Below are 12,326 nucleotides of genomic sequence, written 5' to 3' on the forward strand. Positions count from 1 at the left end.
AGAACGGCCCCGCTTTCGCGGGGCCGTTCCTCCAACTGCCCCCCTGAGTCAGGGGGGCGCGCCAACGGCGCGGGGGTCCGGGAGCATGGTTGGCATGGGGCCCACGGTTTGCAGAGCAAACCGTGGGGCGTCAGCGCGAATGCGCTTACGCACCATGCGCGGCCAGCTGGCCCAGGCGCTGGACCGCGACCGAGACGGTCGGGTAGTCCAGGGTCTTCTGCTCGGCCAGTTCGGCCAGCATCGCCAGGGTGAAGCGCAGGCTGTTGTCGTCGCGGCCCATCCAGGCCGCCACCTTCGCTTCAGCACTGCTGCCCTTGGTGCCCAGCACCTGGCCGGCCAGGTTGCGGTGGTTGGCGGCCAGCTCGTCACGCAGCACGCCACGTGCCACGGCGTGCCAGCGGCCGTTGACCTCCAGCGCGTCGACCTGCTCGAACAGCCACGGCAGCTGCAGGGCATCGCCCAGGCGGAAGTGGACCTTGGACACGTCCACCGGCTTCAGCTTGCGGGTACGGGCCAGTTCGATGATGTCGAACGCCGGCTCCAGGAAGTGCAGTTCGGCCAGCTGCTGCGCCAGCGCGGACGGCAGGCCCTTTTCCTTCCACTCGGCCACCAGGGCTTCGTAGGTCGGACGCTGCGAATCCGGCAGCACGCCCGAAGCAACGCGGATGTCGTTGAACGGACCCTGGTAGCGGTTGACCGCTTCGGTGATGCCCGGCATCGCACCCGGGCGCGACAGCAGCCAGCGCACGAACGAACGCTGCAGCTTCCAGATCACTTCCAGTGCGTCGATCTGCACCGACTCCGGCACCTTGCCGTCGAGCGCATCGATCTGCGCCCAAAGCGCGCGTGCATCCAGCGTTTCACGGCTGATGGTGTAGGCCTTGGCGACCTCGGCGATGGAACGACCGGTGTCTTCCTGCATGCGCATCAGGAAGGTGGCGCCCATGCGGTTGATGGTCTGGTTGGTCACGGCCGTGGCGATGATTTCGCGCTTCAGGCGGTGACGCTCCATTGCGTCGGCGTACTTCTTCTGCAGCGGTGTCGGGAAGTAGCGCTGCAGTTCCTTGGACAGGTACGGATCTTCGGGGATGTCCGAATCCAGCAGCTGGGCGAACGCCACCAGCTTGGAGTACGACAGCAGCACCGACAGTTCCGGACGGGTCAGGCCCTGGCCGCGTGCCTTGCGCTGCGACAGCTCGGCATCGGACGGCAGGAACTCGATCTGGCGATCGAGCAGGCCCTGCTGTTCCAGGGTACGGATGAAGTGCTGCTTGGAGCCCAGGCGCTTGACCGCCATCCGCTCCATCAGGCTCAGCGCCTGGTTCTGGCGGTAGTTGTCGTTGAGCACCAGCTCGGCGACTTCATCGGTCATCGAGGCCAGCAGCTTGTTGCGCTGCTCGACGGTCAGCTTCTTGGCCCGCACCACATCATTGAGCAGGATCTTGATGTTGACTTCATGGTCGGAAGTATCAACACCGGCCGAGTTGTCGATGAAGTCGGTATTGAGCAGCACGCCAGCCTGCGCGGCTTCGATGCGGCCCAGCTGGGTCATGCCCAGGTTGCCGCCCTCGCCCACCACCTTGCAGCGCAGCTCGCCACCGTTCACGCGCAGCGCGTTGTTGGCGCGGTCGCCGACATCGCTGTGCTGCTCGCTGGCAGCCTTCACGTAGGTACCGATGCCGCCGTTCCACAGCAGGTCGACCGGCGCCTTCAGGATCGCGCTCATCAGATCGTTCGGCGACAGCGCCTTGACGTTTTCGTCCAGGCCCAGCGCTTCGCGCACCTGCGGGGTGATCTCGATCGACTTCAGGCTGCGCGGGTACACGCCGCCGCCCTTGCTGATCAGCTTGGCATCGTAGTCCGCCCAGCTCGAACGCGGCACGGTGAACAGGCGCTCACGTTCAACGAACGTGGTGGCCGCATCCGGGTTCGGGTCCAGGAAGATGTGGCGGTGGTCGAACGCAGCGACCAGGCGGATGTGGCGCGACAGCAGCATGCCGTTGCCGAACACGTCGCCGGACATGTCGCCGACGCCGACCGCGGTGAAATCCTGGCTCTGGCTGTCGCGGCCGAGCGCACGGAAGTGGCGCTTGACCGACTCCCACGCACCGCGTGCGGTGATGCCCATGCCCTTGTGGTCGTAACCGACCGAACCACCGGAGGCGAACGCATCGCCCATCCAGAAGCCGTGCGCGATGGCCAGGCCGTTGGCGATGTCGGAGAAGGTCGCGGTGCCCTTGTCGGCGGCCACCACCAGGTACGGATCGTCCATGTCGTGGCGCACGACATCCACCGGCGGCACGATCTTGTTGTTGACGATGTTGTCGGTGATGTCCAGCAGGCCCTGGATGAACAGCTTGTAGCAGGCCACGCCGTTGGCGAAGATCGCATCACGGTCGCCGTTCACCGGCGGGGTCTTGGCGAAGAAGCCGCCCTTCGCGCCGACCGGCACGATGACGGTGTTCTTGACCATCTGCGCCTTGACCAGGCCCAGCACCTCGGTACGGAAGTCTTCGCGACGGTCCGACCAGCGCAGGCCACCACGGGCGACCGCGCCGAAGCGCAGGTGGGTACCTTCCACGCGCGGGCCGTAGACGAAGATTTCGCGATACGGGCGCGGCTTCGGCAGGTCCGGCACCAGCGCCGAATCGAACTTGAAGCTGATCACATGGCCGTGCTGGCCGTCGGCATCGGTCTGGTAGTAGCTGGTACGCAGGGTCGCGTCGATCACGCCCATGAACGAACGCAGGATGCGGTCCTCGTCCAGGCTCGACACGCGGTCCATCAGCTTCAGCAGCGCATCGCGCGCGGCCTGCATCTGTGCGTTGCGGTCACCCTTGCGGGCATCGACCACGGTCTTGAGCACCTTCAGGGTGGCATCGTCGCCAGCAGCCAGCACATCGAAGTGGGCCTTCAGCTGGGCCTGGCCGGCCGCGATGTCGTCCTTGCTTTCGTGGCCGGTGGCCGGATCGAAGCGGGCTTCGAACAGCTCGACCAGCAGGCGGGCCAGCAACGGGTAGCGCGCGAAGGTGCCTTCCACGTAAGCCTGCGAGAACGGCACGCCGGTCTGCAGCAGGTACTTGCAGTAGCCACGCAGCATGGCGACCTGGCGCCAGTGCAGGCCGGCAGCCAGCACCAGGCGGTTGAAACCATCGTTTTCGGCATCGCCGTGCCAGACGCGTGCAAAGGTCTCGCCGAAGGCTTCATCGACGCTGGCGGCATCGATCGCGCCGGCGGTCGACTCGACCTCGAAGTCCTGCACGTACACCGGGGCGTTATCGACCGACAGGCGGTACGGACGCTCGGCGATCACGCGCAGGCCCATGTTTTCCATCATCGGCAGCGCGTCCGACAGCGGAATGTCGTCCAGCTGGCGATACAGCTTCAGGCGCAGGCCATCGCCGCTTTCGCGCGGCACGGCCTGCAGGCTCAGGCGCAGGTCGTCCGGGCCGGTCAGGGCGTCGAGCTGGCTGACATCGTTGGCGGCAACCGCGGTGCTGTTGTCTTCGATGTAACCGGCCGGCAGTGCCTTGCCGATACGGGCGGCGATGCGCAGGCCTTCGGTCTCGCCATGGCGGGTCACCAGCGCTTCGCGCAGGTCGTCCTGCCAGTTGCGCAGCACCTGGGCCAGCTTCTGCTCCAGTTCGGCGGTATCGACGTCGAGCATTTCACCCGGCTTCGGACGCACGATCAGGTGCACCTGGGCCAGCGGCGATTCGCCCAGCACCACCGAGCTGTCGACGTACTCGCCATGCAGCGCGTCCTTCAGCATCGCTTCGATGCGCAGGCGCACGTCGGTGTTGAAGCGCTCGCGCGGCAGGTAGACCAGCGCGGAGATGAAACGGCTGTACTTGTCACGGCGCAGGAACAGGCGGCTGCGCACGCGCTCCTGCAGGCCCAGCACGCCCATCGCGGTGCGGAACAGTTCGTCCTCGCTGGACTGGAACAGTTCTTCGCGCGGCAGGGTTTCCAGGATGTGGCGCAGGGCCTTGCCGCTGTGGCTGGCCGGGGCCAGGCCCGACTGCTTCATCACGTGCTCGTGGCGCTGGCGCACCAGCGGGATTTCCCACGGGCGACGGTTGTAGGCACTGGACGTGAACAGGCCGAGGAAGCGCTGCTCGCCGATGATCTTGCCCTTGGCGTCGAATTCCAGCACGCCGATGTAGTCCATGTAGCCGGCGCGGTGCACGCGCGAGCGGGCATTGGTCTTGGTCAGGATCAGCGCGTCCTTCAGACCGGATGTGGTGTTCAGGCCCTGCGCGGCCAGGGTCTTGACCGGGCGGGCGGCGGACTTGTCCTTGCCGCGCATCAGGCCCAGGCCGGTGTCGTTCAGCGGCGCGAGCACTTCTTCCTTGCCCTGCTTCTCGACGCGGTACTCGCGGTAGCCGAAGAAGGTGAAGTGGTTGTCGGCGGCCCAGCGCAGGAATTCCTGTGCTTCCTTGCGCGACGCGTCGTCGACCGGCAGCTGGCGGCTGCCCAGGTCGTCGGCCAGCGCCAGCGCCTTGTCCTTCATCGGCTGCCAGTCGCGCACGATCGCGCGCACTTCATCCAGCGCCTTGTTGATGGCCTGCTCGATGGCGGCCATGGCTTCAGCCGGCTGGCGGTCGATTTCCAGCAGCATCACCGACTCGGCATCACCTTCGCCGACCTTGACCAGCTTGCCGGCCTTGTCGCGGGTGAAGCGCAGCACCGGGTGGCCCAGCACGTGGACACCCACGCCCTGCTCGGCCAGCGACATGGTGACAGTGTCAACCAGGAACGGCATGTCGTCGTTGACGACCTGCAGCACGGTGTGCGGCGATTCCCAACCGTTGGCCCTCGCGGTCGGATTGAACACGCGGACGTTGGCCTTGCCGGCCTTGCGGGCGCGGGCGAATTCCAGCGTCTCAGCCGCGAGAGCGGCCCACTCTTCAGCGCTGTGGTGCGGGAACTCGTCCGACTCCATGCGCTTGTAGAAGTCAGTGGCGAAGGCCACTGCTTCGGCCTGTGCGGCCGCGGGGTAACGCTTGCGCAATGCCGTGTACACCGGCTCCAGGGAGAAACCAGCGGTCACTGCGACCTCCGACTCTGCTGGTTTGGTCTTGTTTTTCACGGTCTTGGCTGCGGTTTTTTGCGGTTTCATGGCAGAGCGATGCGCTTGCTCAGTTGGGAAAATGAAATTGTAGCCCTACCGCACGAAAAGGCCTTGCTGCAGGACGGAATAACCAGATTCGGGTTTGCTGCGGTTTAGACGCCTATTCAGTTCGCTCCGGTATGGAGCTGGCGCCTGTTTCAGCACTGCCGACAGGATCGGCAAAACGTGTTACCGGAAGACACACGCGGCGACGCAGATTCGATTCCACAATCCTGAACTGGACGGTATAGTCCACCGCGTGAACCCGGCCTACCTCCCCGTTGCCCTCGACGCGCGCGATGAGCGCGTGTTCGATGCCGTGCGCGAACTGCTGGCCCAGCAGGGCATGCAGATGAGCATGGACGCGGTGGCCCAGCATGCCGGCTGCTCCAAGCAGACCCTGTACTCGCGCTACGGCAGCAAGCAGGAACTGCTGCGCCGGGTTATGCAGCGCCACGTCGGCCACGCCACCGGGGCCATGCTGCGTGCACTCCGCGGTGACGACCTGCGTGCCAGCCTGCTCCAGTTCGCCACCGACTTCCTGGAGCATTTCAACCAAGCGCACGTAGGACAGGCCTGCCGGCTGATTGCGGCCGAGGCGGCCCAGTTTCCCGAAGAGGCGCGTACGCTGTACCGGCACGGTGCCGGCGCGCTGACGCTTCATCTTGCTGAATGGATTGAAACCGTTTGCATGCGAGGCCAGCTCCGGCATGACGACCCGCACTTCATGGCCGAACTGCTGCTGAGCATGATCGCCGGTCAGGATTTCGACAAACAGCGCTTCCATACCCCCCATCGTGATGACGCGCTCTTGCGTCGGCGCTGGGCAGAGTTCTCCGTCGACAGCTTCCTGCGCGCGTTCGCGCCACGGCCGTCGCCGGCCCCGTCTACAAACCAACCCCGGAGTTCCTCCTGATGACCGCCCCACTCCGCACCCTTGCCTTGACGTGCGCCGTTGCTGTCGCTCTGGCTGCCTGCAAGAAGCCGGAACAGCAGACGCCCCCGCCGCCGGAGGTGGGCGTGATCGACGCCAAGCCGCAGACCCTGCCGCTGCAGCGCGAGCTGGTCGGCCGCCTGTCGCCGTTCCGCAGCGCCGACGTCCGCGCACGCGTGCCCGGCGTGCTGCTCAAGCGCGTCTACCAGGAAGGCTCGCAGGTCAAGCAGGGCCAGACCCTGTTCCTGATCGACCCGGCGCCGTTGCGTGCCTCGCTCAATGCCTCCGAAGCGCAGCTGGCCTCGGCCCGCGCGAGCTACGCCAACGCCAAGGTCGCCGCCGACCGCGCACGTTCGCTGGCGCCGCAGCAGTTCGTCTCCAAGGCCGACCTGGACAACGCCGAATCGGCCGAGCGCACCGCGCTGGCCGCGGTCAAGCAGGCCGAAGCGGCGGTGACCTCTTCGCGCATCAGCCTGGGCTATACCGAAGTGACCGCACCGATCAGCGGCGTGGCCAACAAGCAGCAGGTCACCGAAGGTGCGCTGGTCGGCCAGGGCGATGTGACCCTGCTGACCACCGTCGACCAGCTCGACCCGCTGTACGTGAACTTCTCGCTGAGCGTGGATGAACTGACCCAGCTGCGCGCGCAGCAGGCCAAGGGCGCGCTGGCGCTGTCGGGCGACGGCAAGGCCACGGTCAACGTCAAGCTGGCCGATGGCAGCACCTACAGCGAGCCGGGCACCCTGGACTTCTCCTCGACCACGGTCGACCCGGCCACCGGTGCGGTGTCGTTGCGTGCGTTGCTGCCGAACCCGCAGCAGATCCTGCTGCCGGGCGCTTTCGTCAGCTTCCAGGCCAACCTGGGCGAACGCAACAATGCCTTCCTGGTACCGCAGCAGGCCCTGCTGCGCGACACCACGGGCGGCTACGTGATGGTGGTCGGCGCCGACGGCAAGGTCGCGCGCAAGAACGTGAAGACCGATGGCGCGCAGAACGGCAACTGGCTGGTCAGCGACGGCCTGGCCGCCGGCGACAAGGTGATCGTGGCCGGCGTGCAGAAGGTCAAGGAAGGTGCACCGGCGGTGGCCAAGCCGTGGACCCCGGGGCAGGACGCCAACGGCAAGCCGGCCGCGGGCGGCGCCGCTGCGGCGGGCACCGCACCGGCTGCTGGCAAGGCACCGGCCGACGCGGCCAAGCCCGAGCAGGCCGATGCGGCCAAGCCGGCCGCCACCGATTCGAACAAGCAGTAACGGGAACCTTCCGTCATGCCTAAATTTTTCATCGAACATCCAGTCTTCGCCTGGGTGGTGGCGATCCTGATCTCGCTCAGCGGCGTGATCGCGATCCTCAACCTGGGCGTGGAGTCCTATCCCAACATCGCCCCGCCGCAGGTCACCGTCTCGGCCACCTACCCGGGCGCCAGTGCCGACACCACGGAAAAATCGGTCACCCAGGTGATCGAGCAGCAGCTGACCGGTATCGATCACCTGCTGTACTTCAGCTCTTCCTCGTCGTCCAACGGCCGTGCGCAGATCACCCTGACCTTCGAGACGGGTACCGATCCGGACATCGCCCAGGTGCAGGTGCAGAACAAGGTCTCGCTGGCCACGCCCCGACTGCCTTCGGAAGTGACCCAGCAGGGCGTGGTGGTGGCCAAGGCCAACGCCGGCTTCCTGATGGTGGTGGCGCTGCAGTCCGATACCCCGACCATCAACCGTGATGCGCTGAACGACATCGTTGGCTCGCGCGTGCTCGACCAGGTCTCGCGTATCCCCGGCGTCGGCAGCACCCAGCAGTTCGGTTCCGAGTACGCCATGAACATCTGGCTGAACCCGGAAAAGATGCAGGGCTACGGCCTGTCGGCCAGCCAGGTGCTGGCCGCGGTGCGTGCGCAGAACGTGCAGTTCGCCGCCGGTGCGCTTGGCTCGGACCCATCGCCGGAAGGCCAGCACTTCACCGCCACGGTCTCGGCCGAAGGCCGCTTCAGTTCGCCGCAGGAATTCGAGAACATCATCCTGCGCGCCAACGCTGACGGCTCGCGCGTGCTGCTGAAGGACATCGCACGCGTTGCGTTCGGCGCCAACAATTACGGCTTCGACACGCAGTACAACGGCAAGCCGACCGGCGCCTTCGCCATCCAGCTGCTGCCGGGCGCCAACGCCCTGAACGTGGCTGATGCGGTGCGCGCCAAGATGGACGAGCTGCAGCCCAGCTTCCCGGCCGGCGTGACCTGGTTCTCGCCGTACGACAGCACGACCTTCGTCAAGATCTCCATCCAGGAAGTGGTCAAGACCCTGTTCGAGGCCGTGTTGCTGGTGTTCCTGGTGATGCTGATCTTCCTGCAGAACTTCCGCGCTACCCTGATCCCGACCCTGGTCATCCCGGTGGCCCTGCTCGGTACCTTCCTGGGCATGTGGATGATCGGCTTCACGATCAACCAGCTGACCCTGTTCGCGATGGTGCTGGCGATCGGCATCGTGGTCGATGACGCGATCGTGGTGATCGAGAACGTCGAACGCATCATGACCGAGGAAGGGCTGGCGCCGAAGCCGGCCACGCAGAAGGCGATGACCCAGATCACCGGCGCGGTGGTGGCGATCACCGTCGTGCTGGCCGCGGTGTTCATCCCGTCCGCCCTGCAGGGTGGTGCCGCCGGTGAGATCTACAAGCAGTTCGCGCTGACCATCGCCATCTCGATGGCATTCTCTGCGTTCCTGGCACTGGGCTTCACCCCGGCGCTGTGCGCGACCTTCCTCAAGCCGACGCACAACGACAACCCGAACATCGTCTACCGCACCTTCAACAAGTACTACGACAAGATCAGCCACACCTATGTGGGCCACATCACCTCGGCGGTGCGCCATGCGCCGCGCTGGATGATCCTGTTCGTGGTGCTGACCGCGCTGTGCGGCTTCCTGTTCACCCGCATGCCGGGCAGCTTCCTGCCGGAAGAAGACCAGGGCTATGCGCTGGCGATCGTGCAGCTGCCGCCGGGCTCGACCAAGGGCCAGACCAACGAAGTGTTCGCGCAGATGCGTGGCATCCTGGAAAAGCAGGATGGCTATGAAGGCATGCTGCAGGTGGCCGGTTTCAGCTTCGTCGGTTCCGGCGAGAACGTGGGCATGGGCTTCATCCGCCTGAAGCCGTGGGAGGAACGCAAGTTCACCGCACCCGAGTTCATCCAGAACATGAACGGCGCGTTCTATGGCATCAAGGAAGCGCAGATCTTCGTGGTCAACCTGCCCACCGTGCAGGGTCTCGGCCAGTTCGGCGGCTTCGACATGTGGCTGCAGGACCGCAGCGGTGCCGGCTACGAGCAGCTGACCCAGGCGCGCAACATCCTGCTCGGCAACGCAGCGCAGAAGCCCGAAGCACTGGTCGGCGTGCGTCCGAACGGGCTGGAAAACGCCCCGCAGCTGCAGCTGCACGTGGACCGCGTGCAGGCGCAGTCGATGGGCATGTCGGTGTCGGACGTGTACAGCACCATCCAGCTGATGCTCGCCCCGGTGTACGTCAACGACTTCTTCTACGAAGGCCGCATCAAGCGCGTGACCATGCAGGCCGATGGCCCGTACCGCACCGGCCAGGAGTCGCTGAAGAGCTTCTACAGCCCGTCCAGCCTGACCACCAATGCTGACGGCACCAACGCGATGATCCCGCTGAACACGGTGGTCAAGTCCGAATGGGTGTCGGCACCGCCGTCGCTGAGCCGCTACAACGGCTACTCGGCGATCAACATCGTCGGCTCGCAGGCCCCGGGCACCAGCTCGGGTGAAGCGATGCAGACCATGGAGAGCATCGTCAACGACGACCTGCCGGCCGGCTTCGGCTACGACTGGTCCGGCATGTCCTACCAGGAAATCCTGGCCGGCAACGCCGCGACGCTGCTGCTGGTGCTGTCGATCGTGGTGGTGTTCCTGTGCCTGGCGGCCCTGTACGAAAGCTGGTCGATCCCGGTGGCGGTGCTGCTGGTCGTGCCGCTGGGCGTGCTCGGTGCCCTCGGCCTGTCGATGCTGCGCGGCCTGCCCAACGATCTGTTCTTCAAGATCGGCCTGATCACCGTGATCGGCCTGGCGGCGAAGAACGCGATCCTGATCGTGGAGTTCGCGGTGGAGCAGCGCGCAGCAGGCAAGAACCTGCGCGATGCCACCATCGAGGCGGCCCGCCTGCGCTTCCGCCCGATCCTGATGACCTCGTTCGCGTTCATCATGGGCGTGATCCCGATGGCGATCTCCACCGGCGCCGGCGCCAACTCCCGCCACGCCATCGGTACCGGCGTGATCGGCGGCATGCTGTTCGCCACCCTGCTGGGCCTGCTGATGATCCCGGTGTTCTTCGTGGTCGTGCGCCGCATGCTGGGTGACAAGCTGGATGAGCCGTCCAAGGAGTTCATGGAGCGCCAGCGCGATGCGGAATCCGCCCACCGCCCGGATCGTTGATTCGGTGGTAAGCTGAAACGAGAAAGGCCCCGGAGCGATCCGGGGCCTTTTTTCTTTGCCATCTGGTAGATGCCAACCTTGGTTGGCGCTCTTCGATTCGTGCCAACCAAGGTTGGCACCTACCAGGGCTGTAGGCGCTACGTCTCAGCGCAGCAGCGCAACTACTGCGCACACCGCCACGATCACCAGTGCAGCCCATTGCATCGGCACAAAGAAGAAATGATGGGGTGCGACCTCGCCCTTCTGCCGGGGCGCACGGTTGAGCCACAGACCCAGCAGTACGTTCACCGCTGCGCCGATGCCTGCACCCAACAGAACCTGCGCCAGCGGCGTGTTGCCCCTGGAGCCTTCATGCGGGAAGAAGTACGCCAGCAGCAGGATGGCTGCAATCGGCGTCACCAGCGTCATGAATCCCCAACCACGATAGATCATATTTGCAGACCGCGTAAAAACGGCCTGCATTGGAACAGATCGGGTATCGCTCGGCCAAGTGGACCGTGTATCCACGCATGCCGTGGATCTACTGGCCGCGCCGCCGTTGCAGCGGCGCGGCCGTTGCGACTCAGCGCAGCCCGGTCTCGTTGCGGGCGATCACCAGGCGCTGGATTTCCGAGGTGCCTTCGTAGATCTCGGTGATCTTGGCATCACGGAAATAGCGCTCCAGCGGCATTTCCTTGGAATAGCCCATGCCACCGTGGATCTGCACGGCCTGGTGGGTGATCCACATCGCTGCTTCCGAAGCGGTCAGCTTGGCAATGGCCGCTTCATTGCTGAAGCGCTTGCCCTGGCCCTTCACCCACGCCGCGCGCAGGGTCAGCAGCAGCGCCGCATCCAGCTTGCACTTCATGTCGGCAATCTTGGCCTGGGTCATCTGGAAGGTGCCGATGGCCGCGCCGAACGCCTTGCGTTCCTTCACGTACGCCAGGGTCGCTTCATAGGCGGCACGGGCGATGCCGATGGCCTGCGAGGCGATGCCGATGCGGCCGGCATCGAGAACGCTCATGGCAATCTTGAAGCCCTCGCCTTCCTGGCCCAGCACGTCTTCGGCCTGCGCCACGTAATCGTTGAACTCGATCTCGCAGGTGGCCGAAGCGCGGATGCCGAGCTTGGGCTCGGTCTTGCCACGGCCGAAGCCGGCCTTGTCGGTATCGATCAGGAAGGCGGTGATGCCGCGCGCGCCCTTGTCCGGCTCGCTCATCGCGAACAGCACGATGTACTTGGCCACCGGGCCGGAGGTGATCCAGCTCTTCTTGCCGTTGATGACGAAGGTGCCATCGGCCTGCTTCACCGCACGGCAGCGCATGGCGGTGGCGTCCGAACCGGACTGCGGCTCGGTCAGCGCGAACGCGCCGATGGCCTCGCCTTCGGCGATGGCACGCACGTAGGTCTGCTTCTGCTGCTCGCTGCCATGGGTGAGGATGCCGTTGCAGAACAGCGAGTTGTTGACCGACATGATGGTCGAGTGGGCTGCGTCGGCGGCGGCGACCTCCACCATCGCCAGCACGTACGCCACCGGGTCCATGCCTGCACCGCCGTATTCGGTCGGCACTTCGATGCCCATCAGGCCGTTCTCGCCCAGCAGGCGGATGTTGTCCAGCGGGAACTCGCCCGTGCGGTCATGGTGCTCCGCGCTGGGGGCGATCTTTTCCTGCGCGATGCGCCGCGCCACGTCCTGCAGCATCAACTGCTCTTCGGTAAAGCTGAAATCCACAACACCCTCCCGGGTACATGAAGTTATGGGCTGCATACGGCGCGCCCAGGTGCTCCGATTGTACCGGGGCCCGGCTGTTTCCGTACGCTGGCGACTTGACCGCGGCAGGCCTTCTCGGCGAATATATCT

General features: G+C 65.5%; 6 protein-coding genes. 3 read left to right on the forward strand and 3 right to left on the reverse strand.

Annotated features, from left to right (window positions below; genetic code table 11):
• Positions 1–145: 145 nt before the first annotated feature.
• Entirely contained in the window at positions 146–5,122 is a 4,977-nt protein-coding gene (locus ACYKG1_RS13750) for an NAD-glutamate dehydrogenase (protein ID WP_478470751.1), read from the reverse strand.
• A 250-nt stretch (positions 5,123–5,372) separates the two neighbouring features.
• Here ACYKG1_RS13750 and ACYKG1_RS13755 point away from each other — a divergent pair, with 250 nt between their 5' ends.
• The 3 genes from ACYKG1_RS13755 to ACYKG1_RS13765 are packed head-to-tail and all read left to right on the forward strand — an operon-like array spanning position 5,373 to position 10,486.
• Positions 5,373–6,029 (forward strand): TetR/AcrR family transcriptional regulator, encoded by a 657-nt coding sequence (locus ACYKG1_RS13755; protein ID WP_100473302.1) that lies wholly within the window; start codon positions 5,373–5,375, stop codon positions 6,027–6,029.
• A complete protein-coding gene (locus ACYKG1_RS13760) occupies positions 6,029–7,297 on the forward strand; it encodes an efflux RND transporter periplasmic adaptor subunit (RefSeq protein ID WP_262227336.1) in 1,269 nt (422 codons plus the stop codon). The genes ACYKG1_RS13755 and ACYKG1_RS13760 overlap by 1 nt, the downstream gene beginning before the upstream one ends.
• A 15-nt stretch (positions 7,298–7,312) precedes the next feature.
• Positions 7,313–10,486, forward strand: a complete 3,174-nt coding sequence (locus ACYKG1_RS13765) for a multidrug efflux RND transporter permease subunit (protein WP_262227337.1) — start codon at positions 7,313–7,315, stop codon at positions 10,484–10,486.
• A 144-nt stretch (positions 10,487–10,630) separates the two neighbouring features.
• On the opposite strand, the gene ACYKG1_RS13770 is transcribed toward ACYKG1_RS13765, so the two are convergent.
• The gene (locus ACYKG1_RS13770; protein ID WP_262227351.1) at positions 10,631–10,918 is read right to left on the reverse strand and encodes a hypothetical protein; all 288 of its coding nucleotides are present in this window, start codon (positions 10,916–10,918) and stop codon (positions 10,631–10,633) included.
• Positions 10,919–11,048: 130 nt separating this feature from the next.
• Positions 11,049–12,197, reverse strand: a complete 1,149-nt coding sequence (locus ACYKG1_RS13775; protein WP_262083421.1) for an acyl-CoA dehydrogenase family protein — start codon at positions 12,195–12,197, stop codon at positions 11,049–11,051.
• Positions 12,198–12,326: the final 129 nt, after the last annotated feature.

This window comes from Stenotrophomonas sp. 85239_Sma (assembly GCF_056481725.1).

What these genes read in the sequence shown, in the direction of transcription:
- ACYKG1_RS13750 (WP_478470751.1), bottom strand. Translation starts at nt 5,122, where the DNA reads ATGAAACCGCAAAAAACCGCAGCCAAGACCGTGAAAAACAAGACCAAA.
- ACYKG1_RS13760 (WP_262227336.1), top strand. Translation starts at nt 6,029, where the DNA reads ATGACCGCCCCACTCCGCACCCTTGCCTTGACGTGCGCCGTTGCTGTC.
- ACYKG1_RS13765 (WP_262227337.1), top strand. Translation starts at nt 7,313, where the DNA reads ATGCCTAAATTTTTCATCGAACATCCAGTCTTCGCCTGGGTGGTGGCG.
- ACYKG1_RS13770 (WP_262227351.1), bottom strand. Translation starts at nt 10,918, where the DNA reads ATGATCTATCGTGGTTGGGGATTCATGACGCTGGTGACGCCGATTGCA.